Source organism: Streptomyces sp. NPDC093225, from assembly GCF_044753805.1.
Classification (GTDB): domain Bacteria; phylum Actinomycetota; class Actinomycetes; order Streptomycetales; family Streptomycetaceae; genus Streptomyces.
This window is the reverse complement of sequence record NZ_JBIVNX010000029.1, coordinates 40381-60082: the sequence shown is the minus strand read 5'-3', so window position 1 is coordinate 60082 and position 19702 is coordinate 40381. Positions and strand designations below refer to the sequence as shown.

Below are 19702 nucleotides of genomic sequence, written 5' to 3'. Positions count from 1 at the left end.
CCTACGTAACGACCGTCCCCGCGGCGACCCAATAACCCGCCCCGGGAACCGGCGCGGTGGCCGGGACGCCGGCCGGCGGCGCGCCTCACGCCCCGAGCCCGTCGCCCGCGATCGTCACCACCGCCTTTCCCCGGTTGTGCCCCTCGCCCAGACGGCGCAACGCCACGGGAACCTCGGCCAGGCCGTACGTGCGGTCGATGACCGGGCGGATCGTGCCCGACGCGGCCAGGGCGGCCAGTTCGCGCAGGTCCGCCGCCCGGTCCACGGCCACCAGCGACCGCAGCCGCCGACCGCCGGAGAAGGACGGCAGCGAGGCCCGCAGCTGCCGGTGCAGGGTGCCGAACACGCGGCCGCCGCCCTCCCCTCCGACCACCACCAGCGTGCCGTCCGCGGCGAGCGCACGGCGCAGCACCGGGAGCGGCCGGCTGCCCGCCGTGTCCAGGACGAGGTCGTGGCCGGTGCCGACGGCCGCGAAGCCCTCCCGCGTGTAGTCGACCACGCGGTCCGCGCCCAGGGTGCGCACGAGCTCCGCCTTGCCGGTGCTGCACACCCCGGTGACCTCGGCGCCACCGGCCTTGGCGAGCTGGACGGCGTACGAGCCCACCGCCCCGCCCGCACCGATCACCAGCACCCGCCGCCCGGGCCGCGCCGGCCCGCCCAGACGCAGCGCCTGCAGCGCGGTCTGCCCCGACACCGGGAGCGCCGCCGCCTCCGCCCAACCGACATCGGCCGGCCGGGCGGCGATCCGGTCCTCACGGGCACACGCGAACTCGGCGAAGGCTCCGGCGCAGACGCCGAACACCTCGTCCCCGGGCCGGAACCCGGTCACCTGTGCCCCGGTCGCCTCGACCCGCCCCGCGAACTCCAGCCCGCGCACCCGCGCCCGCGGTCTTCGCAGCCCGAGCCCCAGCCTGGCCACCGACGGCAGCCCGGTCATGACGTGCCAGTCCCCGATGTGCACCCCGGCCGCCCGCACCCGGACCAGCACCTCGCGGGGGCCGGGCACAGGTACCGGGACGTCCGCCAGCGCGAGCACCTCGGCCGGTCCGTAGCGGTCCTGCACGATCGCCTGCATGAGCCCGCCCTCCCCTCTTCACCCGGCCGACCGCCGGTGGCCCGTGTGGACGTGATGCGTACGCTACGGCCGCCGCGACCGCGTCCGGATCGTACGGAGGGACGACGCGGCCCCGGACTTCCACGGCGGCCCGGGTCGGGGCCGGGTCAGGGAAACCTCGGGGTGCTGGTGCGATGGGGTGGCGCGACCCCGGGCGGAGCCGCTCCCGGGCCTGGGCGGGGCCGCTCCCGGCCCCGGGCGGAGCCGCCTCCCGGTCCCGGGTGATCATGGGGGAGTGACCCGCATCCTCACGCGCAGCGACCTGCTGGCCGTACTCGATCCGGCGGCCTGCCTGGAGGCCCTGGCCGACGGTTTCCGCACGGTGGCGGCAGCCGCCGGCGCGGCCGGGCAGCGGGTCCGCACCGACCTGCCCTTCGCCGGAACCGCGACCGCCCTCCTCCCGGGGCTGCTGCCCGGCGTCCCCGCGTACACCGTCAAGGTCAACGCCAAGTTCCCCGGTGCCGCTCCCGCGCTGCGCGGCGTGGTGTGCCTGCACGCCGGCGCCGACGGCGAACTGCTCGCCCTGCTCGACTCCGCCACCCTCACCGCCTGGCGCACCGGCTTGGCCGCCGCCCTCGGCACCCACGTGCTGGCCGCCCCCGACCCCGCGGGCGACGCGGTGCTCGGGGTCGTGGGTGCCGGGGCGCAGGCGGATCTGATGGTGGCGGGGCTGCGACGGGTACGGACGTTCCGCGAGATCGTGGTGCACGACACCGACCCGGCGCGGGCCGGCGCGTTCGCCGCCCGGCACGGGGGCCGGACGGGCGGCCGGGTGCTGGACTCGGCCCGCACGGTGGCCGCGGCGGCCGACGTGGTGCTGCTCGCCACGTGGGCGCGCGATCCACTGCTGTCACTGGCCGACACCAGGCCCGGCCAGCACCTCACGTCGCTCGGCGCCGACGAGCCGGGCAAGCGGGAGCTCGCCCCAGACCTGCTCCGGGCGTCCTTCCTCGTCGTGGACGACCTCGCCCTCGCGGCGGCGTCCGGGGCGCCCGCCACGGCAGGGCTGCCGGCGAGCGCCGTGGACGCCGTCCTGGGCGATGTGCTGCGCGGCGCCCGCCCCGGCCGCACCGGCCCCGGGGACCTCACCGTCTACGCGCCGGTCGGCCTGCCGTGGCAGGACCTGGCGGTGGCCTGGTGGGCGTACCGCACCGCCGCCGAGCGGGGCCTGGGGACAGTGGTGGACCTGCTGGGCTGAGCGGTGGTGGCGCGGGGGCGTTCCCCCGGGCGGGGGACCGTCGTTGGGACGGTATGGGTATGGACGCACTGCCCCTCGTGGCCGCTCCGGGCGTGGGGAACCGGGCCGCCGAGCTCGCCGAGGCCGCCTGCCACCTGCACGACGCCGTGGGCGCCGGGCCCTGGAGCCACGAGGCGGCCGAGGACGCGGTCGAGGCAGTCGAGACCATCGTGCTCGCCCTCGGCGGCGTGCACCGGGAGGCCGAGGCGGTGCTCGCGCCGGTCCACACGGCGCTCGCGGACCTCCGCCGCCGGCTCGGCATGCGCCAGCCCGAGCTCCTGACCGGGACCGAGGCCCTCCCCGCCCCCCGCCGCACCGTCAGCAACCCGCGCCGCTCCCGCCTGACGGGTTGACGCCACCTCCGCGGCGGGCCGGGTACGGGGCCCACTCGTCCGGGTGGAGGTCCGCCGGGCCGTCTTGGCAAGTGCCCCCGATCCGGGCACCGTTGGGGTGATCGACACCGGAACCGGCAGCACTGCGACGGGAGCAGTCCATGGCAGCGAAGGTCCTCATCGTCACCGGCGACGCGGCGGAGTCCCTCGAAGTCCTCTACCCCTACCAGCGGCTCCGCGAGGAGGGGTACGAGGTCCACATCGCCGCCCCCTCGCGCAAGAAGCTCCGCTTCGTCGTCCACGACTTCGAGGAGGGCTTCGACACCTACACCGAGAAGCCCGGTTACACCTGGCCCGCCGACCTCGCCTTCACCGAGGTGGACCCGGCGCAGTACGCGGCGCTCGTGCTGCCCGGCGGCCGGGCGCCCGAGTACCTGCGCAACGACCCCGAAGTGCGGCGCATCCTCGCGGCCTTCACGGAGTCCGACAGGCCGGTGGCCCAGATCTGCCACGGGCCCCTGCTCACCGCCGCGATCGGGGCCCTCGACGGGCGCCGGGTGACGGCCTACCCGGCCCTGGAACCCGACATGCACACGGCGGGCGCCGCGTACGAGAACTCCGAGGCGGTCGTCGACGGCACGCTGGTGTCGGCCCGCGCCTGGCCGGACCACTCGGCCTGGATGCGGGAGTTCCTCACCGTGCTCCGCAGCAAGGCGCCGCTCGCCTGACCGGCCCGGCGACCGGAAGGAGGGTGGCGGCGGCGGGCCGTGGCGTGCATATGATCGACTCACGGCATCGCGTGTCGGTCACCGACCGGGTGAGGCATGGAGGTGCCCGTGAGATTGCCCTCTGGAGCACTCCACACATGTCGGTCGAGCTGAACCACACCATCATCCATTCCCACGACAACCACGCCGCCGCCGCGTTCCTCGCGCGGATCCTCGGACTCGAGGTCGGCGCGGAGTGGGGCCCCTTCGTCCCGGTCACCACCGCCAACGGCGTCACGCTGGACTTCGCCTCCGTCCCCGACGGCGTCGAGGTCACGCCGCAGCACTACGCCTTCCTGATCTCGGAGACGGAGTTCGAGGCCGCCTTCGCCCGCATCCGCGAGCTCGGCCTCACGTACTGGGCCGACCCGCACGGCCGGCACCCCGGCGAGATCAACCGCAACGACGGCGGTCGCGGGCTGTACTTCCGGGACCCCTCCGGACACGGCATGGAGATCATCACCGTGCCGTACGGCGGCTTCCCGGCCCAGGACGACCGGCCCGAGAAGGCCTGACGCACCCGGACCCGGCGCCCCGACCTCCCGCACCGCGGAGGGCGGGGCGCTGCGTCTTCGCGGCGTCGCGTCTTCGCAGGTCACCGACGGGGGGATGGAGAGCCCGGCCGTCCGTCGACGCCGATGGGCAGGCGGCGGGACCCGGGGCGGTGGATCCTGGCCGTGGACGGCGGGGGCGGCCGCCGGACCGCCGCCTCACCACCGGGAGCCACAGATGAGCAGGATTCTCGCCGTCGTCACCAACCAGGCGACCTACGGAGCGGACCCCCACCGGACCGGGCTGTGGATCGCGGAGCTCGTCCACTTCCACGCCGGGGCCCGCCGGGCCGGCTTCGAGGTCGACGTCGTCAGCCCGGCAGGGGGGCGGGTGCCGCTGGATCCGCGCAGCACCAGGTTCGCCGACAGGCAGGTGCGCGGCTACCTGGCCGATCGCGCGTTCATGTCCGCCCTGGACCGCACCGACAGCGCGGCCGACGTCGACCCGGACCGGTACGCCGCGGTCTTCTACACCGGCGGGCACGGCGTCATGTGGGACTTCCCCTCCAGCGCCCCGCTCCAGGGCGCCGCGCGCCGCATCTACGAGAACGGCGGCGTGGTCTCCTCGGTCTGCCACGGCGCCAGCGCGCTGCTGAACATCACGCTCTCCGACGGCTCCCTGCTCGTCGACGGCCGCACGGTCACCGGGTTCTCCACCGCGGAGGAACGGGTCGCCATGGTGAAGAAGCGGGTGCCGTTCCTGCTGGAGGACGAACTCCGCAAGCGCGGCGCGCACTACGTCCGCGCCGCCGTCCCGATGACCCCCTTCGCCACCGCCGACGGCAGGCTCGTGACCGGACAGAACCCTTACTCCACCAAGGTCGTCACGGCGAGGATCATCGAAACGCTGCACCGTCCCTGAACCGGACCCGACCGGTCGCGCCCGGGCCGGCACGCCCTGCCCGAGCCCCGGCCTCGCGACCGTGACGCAGGTCACGCGCGCCCCGATGTCACGTCCCGCGCCGCCCGGCTGTCCCCTCTACGGCACCGACGAAGCCGACGGAAACGCACCCGCCGGCACCGACGGAGGACCACGAAGCGACGACGGAGAGGAACCGGGGCCATGAGGATTCTGTTTGCGGGAGCCAGCGGCGTACTGGGGCAGCGGGCGGTGCGGGAGCTGACCGCCGCCGGCCACGAGGTCATCGGTCTCGGCCGGGGCCCGGCCAACACCCTCCGCGCCGACCTCCTGGACCGCGACGCCGTCCTGCGCGCGGTCGACGGCCGGGCGTTCGACGCCGTGGTCCACGCGGCCACCGCCCTGAACGGCAAGGCGATGCTGCGCCACCGGGACATGGCCGGCACCAACGTGCTGCGCACCAGAGGCACCGAGAACCTCGTCGCCGCCGCCCTCGAGACCGGCGCCCGCCGCTTCGTCGCAGAGTCGATGATGTTCGGCTACGGGTACGGCGACCACGGAGACCGGACCGTCGAGGAGGACCGCGACCCCTTCGGCCCGCCCGGGGCCGACCGCCACCTGGAAGAGCACGTCGGCGCGATGCGCCGCAAGGAGGAGCTGACCTTCACCACCGAGGGCCTGGACGGCGTCAGCCTGCGCTTCGGCCTCTTCTACGGCGCCGGTGTCACCGACACCACCCTCCTGCCCATGCTGCGCAAGCGCGCCCTGCCCGTGGTCCCCGACCGCGGCCGGGCCCTGTCGTGGGTGGAGGTGGGCGACGCCGCCCGCGCGGTGGTCGCCGCCGTCGAACTCGGCCGTCCCGGCCGGGCGTACAACGTCTGCGACGACCGCCCGCTGGCCTGGGGCGAGCACGTCCGGACCGCCGCGGAGGCCTTCGGGACCCCCGCGCCGCGGACCGTACCGCAGTGGCTGCTCCGCGCCGCGCCGCTGGCCCGCGCCCTGATGACCACCAACCTGCGCATGTCGAACGCCCGGGCCCGCCACGAGCTCGACTGGGCCCCCACCCACCGCAGCACCGCCGACGGCCTGAAGGCCCTTGCGGCGGGCGCGGCCCCGCTGCCACGCTGACCAGAATGATCAACAAGTCATCCGCCGGGCCGGACGTCCTGGCCCCCTTCACCGAGCACCGCCGCCTGCTGTTCGCCACGGCGTACCGCATGCTCGGCAGCGTCGCCGACGCCGAGGACGTCCTCCAGGACGCCTGGCTCAAATGGGCCCAGGCGGACCGCGGTTCGGTCCGGAACCCACGCGCCTACCTCGTCCGCACGGTCACCAACCTCGCCCTGAACCGGCTCACGTCGGCCCGGGCCACCCGTGAGGCGTACGTCGGGCCCTGGCTCCCCGAACCCCTGCTCACCGAGCCGGACGTCGCCGAGGAGGCGGAGTTGGCCGACACCGTCTCCACCGCGATGCTCGTGGTACTGGAGAGCCTGAGCCCGCTGGAGCGCGCCGTGTTCGTGCTGCGCGAGGTCTTCGGCTACTCGTACGCCGAGATCGCGGACGTCCTCGACCGCGGCGAGGCGAGCGTACGCCAGACCGCGCACCGGGCCCGCGGCCACGTCCAGGCCCGCCGCCCCCGCTTCGACACCGACGCCGAGGAACGGCGCGAGATCACCGACCGCTTCCTGGCCGCCTGCGGCGGCGGCGACCTGAACGCCGTCATGGAGATGCTCGCCCCCGACGTGACGGCCTGGTCCGACGGCGGCGGCAAGGTCTCCGCCGCCCGCCGCCCGCTGCACGGCCCCGACCACGTGGCCCGCTGGCTGCTCGGTGTGCTGGCCAAGCCCGCGTCCGCGGACGCCTACGCCCGGCCCGTTCAGATCAACGGCGAACTCGGCCTGCTCTGGTACATCGGCGACGCGGTCCTCGGCGCGGTCACCTTCGACCTCGCCGACGGCCGGATCCAGAACCTCCGCCTCCAGATCAATCCCGACAAGCTCGCCGGGGTCCAGGAGGGGCACACTGGAGGGACGGAGGCCCCCGCGGCGCCCTGACGGGACCGCCGGCCGGGCCGGCCCCGGCGCCGGCCCGGAGCGGCCGGTCGGCCCGCGGTGGCCACGGGTGCCCGCGGGGCGCCCCCGCCGGACGCCGGACGGCACCGGCGCACCCGGCTCCCGAGACCCGCGGGGAGGCCCGGTCGTGGCCACGGAACGAACGGAACAGCAGGTCGGCATCCCCGTCGGCGGCGGCTTCGCCGTCGACGGGGACCTGGCCCTGCCTCCCGGCGCCCGCCTCGTGGTCGTCTTCGCACACGGCAGCGGCAGCTCGCGGCACAGCCCGCGCAACCGCGCCGTGGCGGCCGCCCTGCGCACCGCCCCGCTGGGGACGCTGCTCCTCGACCTGCTCACCCCGGGCGAGGAGGCCGTGGACGACCTGACCGCCGAGCACCGCTTCGACATCCCGCTGCTGGCCGGCCGGCTGGTGGCCGCGGTCGACTGGCTGGCGGCCCGACCGGACACCGCCGACCTGCCCGTCGGGCTGTTCGGAGCCAGTACCGGAGCGGCCGCGGCCCTCCGGGCGGCGGCCGACCGGCCCGACCGGGTCCGGGCCGTCGTCTCCCGCGGCGGCCGACCCGACCTGACCGGCGACGAGGCACTGGAGCGGGTCCGGGCACCCGTCCTGCTGCTCGTCGGCGGCCTCGACACCGAGGTGCTGCGGCTCAACCGGGCCGCGGCCGGCCACCTCACCGCCCCGCACACCGTGACCGTGGTGCCGGGAGCCAGCCACCTCTTCCCGGAGCCGGGAGCCCTGCAGCGGGTGGCCGACGCGGCCCGCGCGTGGTTCCTGCGACCGGGCGGCGCGGCGGCGGAGGAGCGGCCCGGGAGGACACCATGACCACACGGTTCACGAACCGGCACGAGGCCGGCCGCCTGCTCGGCGACCGGGTGGCCGAGCTGGCCGCCGCACAGCGCTGGAAGCACCCCCTCGTCCTCGGCCTGCCGCGCGGCGGGGTCCCCGTCGCCGAGCCCGTCGCGGAGGCCCTGGGCGCCCCCCTCGACGTACTCGTCGTCCGCAAGATCGGCATGCCGGGCCGCCCCGAGGTCGGCATCGGCGCCCTGGTCGGCGACGGCCCGCCGCTCTTCGACCGGCACGCCCTGGAGTACCTCGGCCTCACCGAGGACGAACTCGCCGAGGACGTGGCGCGCGAGCGCGCGGAACTGCACCGCCGCGAAACCCTCTACCGCGAGGGCCGCGACGCGCCCGACCCGCACGGCCGCACCGTCGTCCTCGTCGACGACGGCCTGGCCACCGGGGTCACCGCCCGCGCCGCCCTGCGCCACCTGCGCGGCCGCCACGCCGACCGGCTCGTGCTCGCCGTGCCCGTCGGCGCCCCCGAGTCGGTCGCCGGACTGCGCTCCGAGTGCGACGAACTGATCTGCCTGCGCAGCCCGGCCGGCTTCACCGCGGTCGGCCTCTGGTACGGCGACTTCGAGCAGACCACCGACCGCGAGGTCATCGACACCCTGCACCGGCAGGCCGTGCCCCACTGACCGGGCGCGCCCGCCGCGACCGTGCCCCACTGACCGGGCGCGCCCGCCCGCCGCGACCGCGTCCCGCTCACCCGGCGTCGCCGTCCCGCGGCGACTCCAGCGGCGGCACCGCCACCGAGCCGTGCACCCGGCACTCCGGGTGGCAGCGGTGTTCCGGCGCGGTCCGTACGGTCGTCCAGGCCGTCACCGCGCCCACCACCAGCAGCCCCGCGCACCACGCCATCGCCCGCCCGAAGGCCGCGTCGAACGCGGTCGCCGACCGGTAGGCCTCCGGCCCCATCCCGGCCAGCAGCGGCAGCGCCGCCACCGCGATCAGCCCCGCGGCGCGGGCGGCCGCGTTGTTGATCCCGCTCGCCAGCCCCGCCCGCCCCGGATCGACGGACGCCAGCACCGTCGCCGTCAGCGGCGCCACCAGCGTCACCATGCCGAGCCCGAGGGTCAGCATCGCGGGCAGCACGTCCTGCACGTACGAGGCGCCCGGCCCGGTCCGCACCATCAGCAGCATCCCCGCGGCGCACAGCAGCGGCCCCACGGTGAGCGGCAGCCGCGGGCCGATCCGCTCGCCCAGCGCACCCGCACGGGACGAGAACAGCAGCATCAGCACCGTCGTGGGCAACAGGGCCGCTCCCGCCCCCAGCGCCGAGTAGCCCACGACCACCTGGAGCTGGAGCACGGACAGGAAGAAGAACCCGCCGAACGCCGCGTACACGCACAGCGTCACCAGGTTCACGGCGGTGAACTGCCGGGACGCGAAGATGTCCGGCGGCAGCATCGCGTTCGGCCGGCGCCGCTCCACCCACCAGAAGGCCACCGCCGAGGCCAGCCCCGCCGCGCCCGCCACCACCACGGCCGCGGTCGCCTGCGCCGCCTCGATGAGCGCGTACGTCAACAGCGCCAGCGAGACCGCCCCGAGGGCCGCGCCGAGCACGTCGAACCGGCCGTGCGCCGCAGGGTCCCGCGACTCGGGAACGTGCCGCACCGACACGGCCGCGCACAGCGCGGCCACCGGCACGTTGATCAGGAACACCCAGCGCCAGCCCGGTCCGTCCACCAGCCAGCCGCCGAGGAACGGCCCCACCGCGGCGCCGACCCCGCCGAAGCCCGACCACAGCCCGACGGCCCGCGCCCGGTCGTCGCGGTGCAGCGAGGCCTGGATCAGGGCCAGCGACCCCGGGGTCAGCAGCGCGCCCCCGATGCCCTGCAGGGCCCGGGCCGCGACGAGGACGCCGATCGAGGGCGCCAGACCGCACAGCAGCGAGCCCGCCGCGAACCACACCACGCCCAGCACGAACACCCGGCGCCTGCCGTACCGGTCGCCGAGCGCGCCGCCGACCAGGATGAGGCCGGCGAGGGTCACCAGATAGGCGTTGACGGTCCACTGCAGACCGGCGAGTTCGGCGTCGAGGTCGCGGCCGATGGTGGGCAGGGCGACGTTGACGACCGTCGAGTCGAGCAGGGCCATCGACGAGCCCAGCACGGTGGCCAGCAACACCCACCGGCCCCGGGCCGTGCCCAGCCGAACGTCCTCCGCCATGGGACCAGGGTGGCCGTCGGGGGCTCGCGTGGCCAGTGGGCATCGCGGTGGGTAACGGATCGATCACGTCATGTGACGCATCGGCATATGCCGCACGGATACCGGGCACGGACCGTTCGGTTCCGGTCCCGTCGACACACGAGGAGTGGGAATGCCCAAGACCCCCATGGACCCGCCCGCGGACCTGATCGAGCGGCTGCGGCGGCTGCTGCGCGTGCCGGGCCCGCGTCGCCGCCCGCGCCCCGACCCCGACCGACCGGGCGGCGGCCCCCAGCCACCGGGCGACGGCCCCGCACGCCCCGGCGCCGCCGTCCCCCGCTTCACCGCCGACTTCGCGTCCACGACGCAGTGGGTGGCCGGCCGCTCCTGGGCCTATCCCAACGGCGGACCCACCAACCACGGCGACAACAAGCTCGACCACCTCGTCGCCGACCCCGCCTACAGCCGCTCCGGCACCTTCCTCGCCACCCGCCGCACCGACGGGGACTGGAGCGCGGGCCTGCTGACGACCGAGGGCAGCGCGGAGGGCTTCATGGTCCGCACCGGGGACGTCCTGGAGGCGCAGGTGAGGCTGCCGTCCGAGCTGGGCGCCTGGCCGGCGATCTGGACCTGGTACGAGGGCGGCTCCGAGGTCGACGTGTTCGAGTACCACCCGGACAACCCCGACCTGCTCGAGCTCACCAACCACGTGCGCGGCGGCCAGGCCTACCACCGCGATCCGGCCATCGGCCCGGGCCAGTGGGTGGACCTGCGCGTCGAGTTCGGGTCCCGCTCGGTCACCTGGTGGGTCAACGGCCGACGGGTCTTCTCCGACGGCCGCGGGGTGGGCCGCCGCTGGCGCGCGTACCTGATCGTCAACCTGTCCGTGTGCGCGGGCCGCTACCACCCTGCCCCCGAACCCGGGGTCACCGAGATGTCCTACGAGGTGGCCCACCTCCAGGTGTTCGGACCCGCGCGCTGAGCCCCGCGGGGAGGGCGCCGACCGCGCGGTCAGCGCCCCGTCCGCCGTGCGCCCGCTACGGCCGAAACACCCACCCCGCCGAGGGCCTGCCGGACCCTAGGATCACCGAGGCGGTCCGCTAGCGAACGGAGTCCACGGCACATGCGCTACCTCCCCCTCGGCACGTCCGGCCTGCTCGTCTCGGCGGTGGGCCTCGGCTGCAACAACTTCGGCGGGCGCCTCGACGCCCGCCGTACCCGCGACGTCGTCGACGCGGCCCTCGACGCCGGCGTCACCCTCCTCGACACCGCCGACATCTACGGCAACCGCGGCGGATCCGAGGAACACCTCGGCCAGGCCCTCAAGGGACGCCGCGACCAGGTCGTCCTCGCCACCAAGTTCGGCGCGACCGCCGACATGGGGTACGGGCCGGCCGCCGGCGCCCGCGGCGGCCGGGCCTACGTCCGGCGCGCCGTGGAAGCCTCGCTGAGCCGGCTCGGCACCGACCACATCGACCTCTACCAGCTGCACAGCCCCGACCCGGCGACCCCGGTCGCCGAGACCCTGGCCGCCCTCTCCGAGCTCGTCGCCGAGGGCAAGGTCCGCTACATCGGCCACTCCAACTTCACCGGCTGGCAGCTCGCCGAGGCCGCCCACGTGGCCCGCGAGCTGGGTGCGCAGCCGTTCGTCTCCGCCCAGAACCACTGGTCGCTGCTGGACCGGGGCGCCGAGGACGAGCTGGTGCCGGCCGCGCGCCACTACGGCGTCGGCGTCCTGCCGTACTTCCCCCTCGCCAACGGCCTGCTGACGGGCAAGGTCCGGCGCGGCGCCCCGGTACCCGCGGGCGCCCGGCTGGCCGGCCGCACCGAGTACGTCGAGCGGCGCATCGACCGCGTCGAGGCACTGGCCGCCCTGGCCGAGAAGCACGGTCGCACGCTGCTGGAGGTGGCCGTCGGCTGGCTGTCCGCGCAGCCCGGCTGCGCCTCCGTCATCGCCGGGGCGACCTCGCCCGAGCAGGTCCGGGCCAATGCGGCCGCCGCCGACCGGATCCCGGACGCCGAGCTGCTGGCCGAGATCGACGCCGCCGCGCCGCGCTGACGCCCGGCGTACGAAGAGGCGGGGGGGGGGGCCCCCCGGCCCCCCCCCCCCCCCGGGGGCCCGGGCCCCCCCCCCGCCCCCCGGGGGCCCCCCCCGGGGGGGGGCCCCCGGGGGCCCCCCCCCCCCCGGCCCCCCCCCCCCCCCCCCCGGGGGGGGGGGCCCTCGCGGCGGCCCCCGCCCCGGCCCCCCCCCGGCCAGCATACCGGGGGGGGGGCGCCCCCCGGGCCCGCCCCCCGCCCCTGGTGTCCCGGGCCCCGCTACGGCCCGAAGGTCAGCACGAGCTGTGGCGTGCCCTCGTTGGCCCCCGCCTCCCGGGCCCACAGCCACAGCGCGTCACTGCCCGAACCGGTCAGTGCCACGGCGTAGCTGCTGCCGAGCACACCCGCCACGGCAGCGGTGTCGAGCGGGATCGAGGCCACCGCCGAGCCGTCCGGGACGCCGGAGACCGAGCCGAGGGCCGGACCGCCCGGCGCCGGCCGGTTGGTGTACGTCGTCCCCGCCTCGGTCCACGGGCCGGTGACCGGCACCACCGAGACGGTGTCCGCCGTGCCGGCGCCGCCCAGCGTGTTCGTCTTGACCCTCAGGACGGCGGACTTGAGGACCGTGCCCGCCGGGGCGGCCGGCAGACCGAAGCGCAGGTACGCCTCGTAGAGCCCGCCGCCGACGGCCAGCGAGCCGGAGTTCCCGAAGGCGGTCCCGGCCGCCGCCGAGTTGACGTACGTGTCCTCGCTCGCCTGCACCGTCGCCACCGAGTCCGAGGGCGCCTTGGCGAGGGTGAAGTGGTTCTGCACCTGCGCCGCGGTGAGCACCGACGGGTACACCGCGGTCTCGTCGATCTGACCCGCGAAGTAGTTGCTGGTGGGCCGGTTGGGCCAGTTGTTGAGGTTGTCGCCGCCCACGTGCCAGTAGCCGGCGATGTTCTGGTTGGTGGTGTGCGGCAGGGTGCCCTTGCTCTGGCCGTCGACGTACAGGACCATGCCGCCCGGTCCCTGGGTGGCCACGACGTGGTGCCACTTGTCGTCGTTGAACGCGTCCGGTGTGGTGATGGTCCGGGTGGCGCCGTTGTAGATGCCGAAGACGATCCGGCCGTCGTTCGTCATGTAGACGTGCTTGTCGTAGGAGCCGCTGTTGCGGGCCTGGTTGTTCCCGAAGCCGAGCAGCTTTCCGCCGCGGGTGGTGTTCGTGCGGAACCACGTCTCCAGGCTGTAGGGCCCGGTGACGGTCTCCCGCCGGTCGCTGTAGACCTGCTGGATCGCCCCGTCGAAGCCGACCGCGGTGCTCGCCCCGGTGATCGCGCCGGGTCCCTGCCGCAGCGCCGGGTTGTTGAGGAGGACGCCGCTGGTGTCGCCCGAGACCGAGGAGTCGGCGGCGTACGGCTGCACCGTGTCGTCGTAGCGCCAGTACAGGCGGGCTCCGTCGGACCGGACCCGGTCGGGGTAGGCCTGCACGCCGGTGGGGACCGTCACGCTCGCGGTGGCCGACAGGGCGCTGGTGTTGCCGGCCGCGTCCGTGGCGGTCACCCGGTAGGTGTACGTCTGGCCGGCGGTGACCGCGGTGTCGGTCCAGGAGGCCTGCGGGCGGAGGAAGAACAGCGAGTCCGCGGTCATCGTGCGGACCGGGCTCGCCCCGCCGTTGCGGTAGATCCGGTAGGTCAGCCGGCTGTCGTCCAGGTCGAGGCTGGTGCGCCAGCGCACCTGCACCGCGTCGGGCCGTACGGCGGACGCGCTGGCCACCGGGGTGGTGGGCGCGCCGGTGTCGTTGGTGGAGGCGAACCGGGTCAGGCCCTGCTGCGCCTTTCCGTTGACGGTGGTGTACTCGCCGCCCACCCACAGGTACTGCACGCCCCCCTTGGGGGCCACGGTCATCACGCGCGGGCCGATGCCCTCGCCGATGCCGTCGTTGGTGTCCGGGGCCCAGCCCAGCTTGCCGGTGCCGGTGACGGGCTGGGCGAGCAGGTGGTGGCGCTGGCCGTCGGGGTACTCCCCGACGGAGGAGCAGTCGTGCGCGTGGGAGGCGCTGTAGAGCACGCCCTGGTAGTCCAGCACGGCCTGGGTGGCGCCCAGGCAGGTGTCGCGCCAGCGCTGGTTGAAGTCGCTGAGGTTGAGCGCGATCCGGCCGTCGAAGCCGCCGGTGCCCTCGTTGGCCGTGAAGAAGCCGGTCGCGTCGGAGGTGAGGTCCTTGACCACCGACTGCGACTGGATGAAGCCCAGCGGGTAGTTCTTGACCACGGCTCCGGTGACCGCGTCGACCACGGCGAGGGCATGGCTGTCGGCGCCGTTGACGTGGAAGAAGTCGCCGCCCAGGATCGCGTTCTTGCCGTCCGGGGTCAGCTCGATCGCCCGGCCGGGCTCGTCGGCGTTGGCGGTGAAGGGCTTGAGGGCCCCGGTGGCCGCGTCGATCGAGGCGAAGCGCTGCCGGGGCTGGCCGGCCACGGTCGGGAAGTCCCCGCCCACCCACAGCGTGTCGGCGGTCGCCGCGACGGCCCGTACGGTGGCGGGGAAGCTGGGCCGGAAGCCCGGCTTCGGGGTGCAGGTGGCGACGTCGATCGCCGTCATGCTGCTGACCGGCAGGCCGTTGACCGCGCCGAAGTAGCCGCCGACGTACAGGGTCGACTTGTCGGGGGAGAGGGTCAGGGCCCGGACCGTGGCGGTGCCCGAGGGCACCGTGAAGGACAGCTTGCAGGACGTGGGCGCCCCGGTCGCGGCGTCGAGGGCCACGAAGTTCACGGCGGACTGCTCGGAGCCGGCCGCGCCGGCCGGCGGCCGCACGGTGGAGAAGGTGCCGCCGGCGAACACCGTCCCGCCGGCCTCGGCCAGCGCCCACACCACGCCGTTCGTCTGCCAGGTGGGCAGGTCGTCGGCGGTGAAGGCGACGGGCGGGGTGATGGCGGCGGCCTGCGGTACGAGGCCCGCGCCGAGCCCGGCGGCGGCCAGGGCGACGGCCAGACCGGCCGCGGCCAGACCCTTGGCCCCTCGACCGCCCGGCAATCCGGGCAATCTCCGTGTTCTGTGCCATCCGTGCACGTTCTGCATGAACCCCCCAGTGGTAGGCGCTGCCCGACGGGCCCCGGCCGCGCGGTCGGGGTCCGGGCTCGGGTTACGGGCGCACCCTAGGGGCAAATCACGCCGGAGGCACCCTGTTTCACACATTCGGTGCACGGCGGCTGTGGATCTTCGGTGAAGATCGTGAAGCGCTGAAGATCTTTCGGCGCGGCCGGATCGTTATCCTCAAATTTTCCTCAGATCTAGTGACCGCATGCCGAGATGCTCTTAGCTTCCTGCGGGGCGCCCTCATCGCGTCCTGCGCAGCGAACCGTGAACCGTGCCAAGGACCTCCTTCGTAGCTCCACGCACCACCGACGCCCGCGTCAAGATCGTTTCCTCGGAGGATGTTGAGCATGAAGGTTTCCAAGGCCGGAGCCGTCGTCGCAGTGGTCACCCTGGCCCTGTCCGCCAGCGGGTGCAGCGTGATCGGCGGGGGTGGCGAGAAGGAGACCATCTCGATCGGCGTCAAGTTCGACCAGCCCGGTCTGGGTCTGCGGGCGGAGGGCGGCAAGTACTCCGGCTTCGACGTGGACGTCGCGACGTACATCGCCAAGCAGCTCGGCTACGGACCGGACCAGATCGAGTTCAAGCAGGTCTACAGCTCTGACCGCGAGCTCATGCTCCAGTACAGGGAGGTCGACTTCGTCGCCGCCAGCTACTCGATCAACGACAAGCGCAAGGCCAAGGTCGACTTCGCGGGCCCGTACTTCAAGGCGCACCAGGACCTGCTGATCCGCGCCGACGAGAAGGACATCGCCAAGGCCGCCGACCTCAACCGCAAGCGGCTCTGCTCGGTGACCGGCTCGACCTCCGCCCAGAACGTCAAGGACAAGCTGGCCCCCAAGGCGAGCCTGCTGGTGCTCGACGGCTACTCGGAGTGCGTGGTCGCCCTCCAGGACGACGTCCTCGACGCCATGACCACGGACAACTCCATCCTCGCCGGCTACGCCGCCCAGGAGCAGAACCAGGGCAAGTTCAAGCTCGCGGGCCTGAAGCTGAGCGACGAGTACTACGGGATCGGCATCCGCAAGGGCAACACGGAGCTCCAGACCAAGATCAACGCGGCACTGCGCAAGATGGTCGAGGACGGTTCCTGGGCCCGCTTCGTGCAGAGCAACTTCGGCGCCGCCCACTACAAGAGCGAGCCCGCCCCGGAGATCACCGAGGGCAAGTGAGCCACGGCCGCCGGTAGCCGGCGGTCCCGCCTTCGGAGCGACGGGGGCGCACGGCCGTGCGGGCCGCGCGCCCCCGTCGTCGCGCCTGCGGGCGGAGCGCGCCGTCGCCGTACGCGCCGGCCGCCCCCCGTCCTCGTACGTGCCGGCCGCGCGGCCCGCGGTACCTGCGCACCCCGCCGACGCGGCAGGGCCTACAGCGGTACGGCCACGATCGTCGACGTCGTCGCCGGGTCGCTCCAGTCGGCGTCGAAGGCGGCGTTGACCACGTACAGCCGGCCCCCGTGCACCGCGGCCGTGGTCGGCTCGTCGAACCGCGGGTCGGTGATCCGCTTCAGGAACACCGCACGCCGACCGTCACCGCTGAGGGCGAACACGTCCACGGCGTAGGACCAGTTCCGCACGACGTACAGCGTGCGGCCCCGGACCACGAGCCCGTCACCGTTGGAGACCGACCCGGCGCCCTCCAGCACCGTGCGCGTCGCGCGCCCCGTCCGGGGATCGACCCGGTAGAGCGCCTCGGCGGTGTCGTGGACCACGAGCAGGGCCTCGCCGTCGGGGGTCCGCTCGATGCCGTTCGAGCCCCAGTACTCGCCACCGGGCGGGACGGGCGCCCACTCGCCCCCGAGGGCGAGCCGGGTCGGCCGGGCCCCCGGGGTGAGCGGCAGGTGGTACAGGGCGTCGTTGAACGAGTCCGTGAACCAGGCTCCGCCGCAGGCCACGACGACGTCGTTGACGAACGTGCTGCCCGTCGCCGCCCGGTGCACGGCCAGCACCTTCCCGGTGCCGGCGTGCACGACCCGGATCTCCCCGCTGTCGCCGCCGGCCACCAGCAGCCGCCCGAACGGGTCCAGCTTCAGGCCCACCGACCTCGCCCCGGTGCCCGCCGTGATGATCCGGCCGGTGCCCGTGGCCAGGTCGGCACGGTAGATCGAGCCCTCGATGATCGAGCCGGTGTACACGGCCCCGGACGGCGACACGGCGATCCCCTCCGGCTGGAAGCCGGCCGGGGTGGTGAGGGAGAGCGGCGCCGCGGTCGGGCCGGGCCCGGCCGGCGGCGGCCCGGCCGCGGCCGCGCCCGGGGCGAGCGGGCCGCCGAGGGCGGCGGAGCCTGCGAGGGCGGCGGCGGCCCCCAGGAGGCCGCGTCGTGCGAAGGAGGCGGTCACGGTGCGTTCCTTCCGAAAAGCGGGCATGACAAGTCGGGTACCGCACCCACCCCACCACACGACTCCCGTTCCGTTCGATCCGTATTCGACCCCTTCACAAGGGAATGGGGAGCCTCCCCTTCGACGGCGCCCGTCCCCGGCCGTCTCCGCAGGCCGCCGAGCCCCCCGGAGCACTCCGGCACCGCGCTCACTGTCCCTCGTCGCCCCGTACAACAGGGCGGTGCCACAACTGTGTTGATGTTCTGTCACCGACCGGCCGCAGCGTCGGCGGCCGGTGCCATCATCGGGGCATGACGCAGGAAACCGAGTCGTACCGTCCCGGTCCCCGCTCCATCGACACCGTCACCCGGCTCTTCGAGCGCTGGGCCCGGGACACTCCCGACGCCCCGGCCCTCATCACCCCCGGCGCCCGGCTGAGTTACGGGGAACTCGCCCGGCGGGCCAACCGGCTGGCCCACCACCTGCGCGCCGGTGGCCTGCCCTCCGGCGGCACCGTCGCCGTGGGGCTCACCCGCCCGGCCGACCTGCTCACGGCACTGCTCGGCGCCCTCGAGGCGGGCGCCGCCTACACGGTGCTCGACCCCGACTCCCCGCGCACCGCGACGGGCCGTCTGGCGGCCGCCCGTCCCCACGCCCTGGTGACGACCGGCCGGCACCGCATCCGCCTCGACGACGGGGCCGCGACCGGCGGCGACCTCCGCGTCGTGGCCCTCGACACGGAGGTCGGGGCGATCGCCGCCCACCCGGCGCACGCGCCGGAGGTGCCGGCCGCCGGTGCGTCCGACCCCGCCGCGGTGCTGTTCCCGGCGGACGGGGGCGCCCGTGCCGTCACGGTCACCCACGCCCGTCTGCTGGCCGCCCACGAGGGCTGGGCCGAGGTCTGCCGGCTCACCCCCGAGGACCGCCACCTCATCACCGCCCCGGCCGACGGCGTCCCCTTCGCCGCCGGCTGGACGCGCGCCCTGTGTACCGGCGGCGCCCTCGTCGTGCCGTCGGACGACCACGCCTTCGGCGACCGGGGCGGTCGGGTGGGCAGGGGCGCCGATTCCGTGCGCCGACTGATCGCGGACGTGGAGGTCACCCTCCTGCACACCGACCCGGAGGCCGCCCGTAGGCTGCTGGCCCCGCGGCCCGGTGCCGGCCCGGATCCCGATCTGTGGCCGCTGCGCGTGGTCACCGTCACCGGCGACCGGCTCTTCCTCGACCAGCAGGCCGCCCTGCAGCGCGGCCTCCACCCCGGCGTACGGCTGCTGAACGTGTACGGAACCGCAGAGACGGCGGGCGTGGGCACCCGGTTCGAACTCGGCCAGCTGGCCGGCCCGGTCGCCGACCCGGAACGCCTCAGCCTGCTCGGCACGCCCTTCCCCGGCTGGACGGCCGACACCGCCGACGGCCTGCTCCGCCTCGCCCCGCCCGACGGCGGCGACGCGATCCCCACCGGCGACCACGCCACGCTCCGCGGCGACGGCCTGCTGGAGTACCGCGGCCGCGACCGCGACCGGATCCGCGCGGGCCGCCGCACGGTGGACACGTACCGGGTCGAGTCCGCGATCCGCGGCCACCACGCCGTCGGCGACGTGGTCGTCACGACCATGGACGAAGGGGTCCTCGCCAAGAGGCTGACCGCGTACGTCGCCCCGGCCGGTCCCCCCGGCATCCACTGGATCGGCCCGCCCGACCTCAAGCGGCTCCGCGCCCACCTCGACGGCCAGGTGCCCGAGGAGGACGTTCCGAAGGCGGTCGTGCACGTGCGAGAACTGCCCCGCACCCGGGCGGGACGGCTGGACCGGAACGCGCTGCCGCAGCCGCCCGCGAGTCAAGTGGGCTCTACCGGTGGCAAGTACGGGAGCGTGGACACCGGCACGTACACGGCCCGGACCGGCGGCCCCACCTCCCGTGGCTGCCTGGTGGGCTGCGCCTTCGTCCCGATGGCCGTCCTGTTCGGCCTCCTGACCGACGTGTTCTGGCCCGGCTCCACCGACCTGACCTACGTGCCCTGGCAGTACGCCGTCCTGTTCCGCGGCCTGTACGCCTTCGAGTGCCTCGCCTTCACCGCGGGTCTGCTCTTCCTCTTCACCGGCCGGTCGCGGATGCAGCGCACCGGGCGCTCCCCGCGGCTCACCACGGCCGCGCACCTCGCGCTCGTGTGGCTGCTGGCCTCGTGGTGGCCGCAGGACAACCTCTACCGGCTGGCGGCCAAGAACGACTGGCCCCTGCAGGCCGCACTCGTCTACACGTTCAACGTCCCGCTGATGATCGCGGCCGCGGTGGTCGCGGTCTGGGCCACCAGCCCGCCCGTGGGCGGGTACGAGGACCGGTTCGACGCCTGACGACGGG

Annotated in this window: 17 protein-coding genes; 13 read left to right on the top strand and 4 right to left on the bottom strand. The window is 75.0% G+C overall.

Going from position 1 to position 19702, the window contains the following annotated elements; all coding sequences use genetic code 11:
- Positions 1-85: 85 nt before the first annotated feature.
- Positions 86-1075, bottom strand: coding sequence for an NAD(P)-dependent alcohol dehydrogenase (locus ACIQCH_RS24580; protein ID WP_402584183.1), 990 nt, complete (start codon positions 1073-1075; stop codon positions 86-88).
- Between the two features lie 274 nt (positions 1076-1349).
- On the opposite strand from ACIQCH_RS24580, the gene ACIQCH_RS24575 reads away from it, so the two are divergent.
- The 9 genes from ACIQCH_RS24575 to ACIQCH_RS24535 all read left to right on the top strand — a co-directional run bounded on the left by ACIQCH_RS24575 (position 1350) and on the right by ACIQCH_RS24535 (position 8411).
- On the top strand, positions 1350-2312 hold the full coding sequence (locus ACIQCH_RS24575; protein WP_402584181.1) for an ornithine cyclodeaminase family protein: 963 nt from the start codon (positions 1350-1352) through the stop codon (positions 2310-2312).
- A 59-nt stretch (positions 2313-2371) separates the two neighbouring features.
- Positions 2372-2704, top strand: coding sequence for a hypothetical protein (locus tag ACIQCH_RS24570; RefSeq protein WP_402584179.1), 333 nt, complete (start codon positions 2372-2374; stop codon positions 2702-2704).
- Positions 2705-2844: 140 nt separating this feature from the next.
- Entirely contained in the window at positions 2845-3411 is a 567-nt protein-coding gene (locus tag ACIQCH_RS24565; RefSeq protein WP_402584177.1) for a DJ-1/PfpI family protein, read from the top strand.
- 137 nt (positions 3412-3548) lie between these two features.
- Positions 3549-3965 (top strand): VOC family protein, encoded by a 417-nt coding sequence (locus ACIQCH_RS24560; RefSeq protein WP_402584175.1) that lies wholly within the window; start codon positions 3549-3551, stop codon positions 3963-3965.
- Positions 3966-4179: 214 nt separating this feature from the next.
- Positions 4180-4863, top strand: a complete 684-nt coding sequence (locus tag ACIQCH_RS24555) for a type 1 glutamine amidotransferase domain-containing protein (protein ID WP_402584173.1) — start codon at positions 4180-4182, stop codon at positions 4861-4863.
- 201 nt (positions 4864-5064) lie between these two features.
- Complete coding sequence (locus ACIQCH_RS24550; RefSeq protein ID WP_402584171.1) at positions 5065-5988, top strand: NAD-dependent epimerase/dehydratase family protein; 924 nt, start codon at positions 5065-5067, stop codon at positions 5986-5988.
- A 5-nt stretch (positions 5989-5993) separates the two neighbouring features.
- Complete coding sequence (locus ACIQCH_RS24545) at positions 5994-6914, top strand: RNA polymerase sigma-70 factor (RefSeq protein ID WP_402584169.1); 921 nt, start codon at positions 5994-5996, stop codon at positions 6912-6914.
- Positions 6915-7059: 145 nt separating this feature from the next.
- Positions 7060-7755 (top strand): dienelactone hydrolase family protein, encoded by a 696-nt coding sequence (locus tag ACIQCH_RS24540; protein WP_402584167.1) that lies wholly within the window; start codon positions 7060-7062, stop codon positions 7753-7755.
- Positions 7752-8411 carry a phosphoribosyltransferase gene (locus tag ACIQCH_RS24535; RefSeq protein WP_402584165.1) on the top strand — a complete coding sequence of 220 codons (660 nt, stop codon included), beginning with the start codon at positions 7752-7754 and terminating at the stop codon, positions 8409-8411. Before ACIQCH_RS24540 ends, ACIQCH_RS24535 begins: the two co-directional genes overlap by 4 nt.
- A gap of 67 nt (positions 8412-8478) precedes the next feature.
- Here the strand turns inward: ACIQCH_RS24535 and ACIQCH_RS24530 are convergent, their stop codons facing one another.
- A complete protein-coding gene (locus ACIQCH_RS24530) occupies positions 8479-9945 on the bottom strand; it encodes an MFS transporter (RefSeq protein ID WP_402584163.1) in 1467 nt (488 codons plus the stop codon).
- Positions 9946-10096: 151 nt separating this feature from the next.
- Between ACIQCH_RS24530 and ACIQCH_RS24525 the strand changes: the two genes are divergently transcribed.
- Positions 10097-10906 carry a beta-glucanase gene (locus ACIQCH_RS24525; protein WP_402584161.1) on the top strand — a complete coding sequence of 270 codons (810 nt, stop codon included), beginning with the start codon at positions 10097-10099 and terminating at the stop codon, positions 10904-10906.
- 141 nt (positions 10907-11047) lie between these two features.
- A complete protein-coding gene (locus ACIQCH_RS24520) occupies positions 11048-11983 on the top strand; it encodes an aldo/keto reductase (protein ID WP_402584159.1) in 936 nt (311 codons plus the stop codon).
- A gap of 257 nt (positions 11984-12240) precedes the next feature.
- Here the strand turns inward: ACIQCH_RS24520 and ACIQCH_RS24515 are convergent, their stop codons facing one another.
- The gene (locus tag ACIQCH_RS24515; RefSeq protein WP_402584157.1) at positions 12241-15015 is read right to left on the bottom strand and encodes a DNRLRE domain-containing protein; all 2775 of its coding nucleotides are present in this window, start codon (positions 15013-15015) and stop codon (positions 12241-12243) included.
- A gap of 365 nt (positions 15016-15380) precedes the next feature.
- Between ACIQCH_RS24515 and ACIQCH_RS24510 the strand changes: the two genes are divergently transcribed.
- Entirely contained in the window at positions 15381-16202 is an 822-nt protein-coding gene (locus ACIQCH_RS24510; RefSeq protein WP_402584155.1) for a glutamate ABC transporter substrate-binding protein, read from the top strand.
- Between the two features lie 191 nt (positions 16203-16393).
- Here the strand turns inward: ACIQCH_RS24510 and ACIQCH_RS24505 are convergent, their stop codons facing one another.
- Positions 16394-17365 carry an SMP-30/gluconolactonase/LRE family protein gene (locus tag ACIQCH_RS24505; protein ID WP_402584153.1) on the bottom strand — a complete coding sequence of 324 codons (972 nt, stop codon included), beginning with the start codon at positions 17363-17365 and terminating at the stop codon, positions 16394-16396.
- A gap of 290 nt (positions 17366-17655) precedes the next feature.
- Between ACIQCH_RS24505 and ACIQCH_RS24500 the strand changes: the two genes are divergently transcribed.
- On the top strand, positions 17656-19695 hold the full coding sequence (locus ACIQCH_RS24500; protein WP_402584151.1) for an AMP-binding protein: 2040 nt from the start codon (positions 17656-17658) through the stop codon (positions 19693-19695).
- Positions 19696-19702 lie beyond the last annotated feature (7 nt).

Excerpts from the sequence above, each read along its gene's own strand:
- ACIQCH_RS24520 (WP_402584159.1), top strand. The coding sequence starts at position 11,048 with ATGCGCTACCTCCCCCTCGGCACGTCCGGCCTGCTCGTCTCGGCGGTG.
- ACIQCH_RS24500 (WP_402584151.1), top strand. The coding sequence starts at position 17,656 with ATGACGCAGGAAACCGAGTCGTACCGTCCCGGTCCCCGCTCCATCGAC.
- ACIQCH_RS24570 (WP_402584179.1), top strand. The coding sequence starts at position 2,372 with ATGGACGCACTGCCCCTCGTGGCCGCTCCGGGCGTGGGGAACCGGGCC.
- ACIQCH_RS24530 (WP_402584163.1), bottom strand. The coding sequence starts at position 9,945 with ATGGCGGAGGACGTTCGGCTGGGCACGGCCCGGGGCCGGTGGGTGTTG.
- ACIQCH_RS24555 (WP_402584173.1), top strand. The coding sequence starts at position 4,180 with ATGAGCAGGATTCTCGCCGTCGTCACCAACCAGGCGACCTACGGAGCG.
- ACIQCH_RS24580 (WP_402584183.1), bottom strand. The coding sequence starts at position 1,075 with ATGCAGGCGATCGTGCAGGACCGCTACGGACCGGCCGAGGTGCTCGCG.
- ACIQCH_RS24525 (WP_402584161.1), top strand. The coding sequence starts at position 10,097 with ATGCCCAAGACCCCCATGGACCCGCCCGCGGACCTGATCGAGCGGCTG.
- ACIQCH_RS24545 (WP_402584169.1), top strand. The coding sequence starts at position 5,994 with ATGATCAACAAGTCATCCGCCGGGCCGGACGTCCTGGCCCCCTTCACC.
- ACIQCH_RS24560 (WP_402584175.1), top strand. The coding sequence starts at position 3,549 with ATGTCGGTCGAGCTGAACCACACCATCATCCATTCCCACGACAACCAC.
- ACIQCH_RS24510 (WP_402584155.1), top strand. The coding sequence starts at position 15,381 with ATGAAGGTTTCCAAGGCCGGAGCCGTCGTCGCAGTGGTCACCCTGGCC.
- ACIQCH_RS24515 (WP_402584157.1), bottom strand. The coding sequence starts at position 15,015 with ATGCAGAACGTGCACGGATGGCACAGAACACGGAGATTGCCCGGATTG.
- ACIQCH_RS24535 (WP_402584165.1), top strand. The coding sequence starts at position 7,752 with ATGACCACACGGTTCACGAACCGGCACGAGGCCGGCCGCCTGCTCGGC.
- ACIQCH_RS24550 (WP_402584171.1), top strand. The coding sequence starts at position 5,065 with ATGAGGATTCTGTTTGCGGGAGCCAGCGGCGTACTGGGGCAGCGGGCG.
- ACIQCH_RS24565 (WP_402584177.1), top strand. The coding sequence starts at position 2,845 with ATGGCAGCGAAGGTCCTCATCGTCACCGGCGACGCGGCGGAGTCCCTC.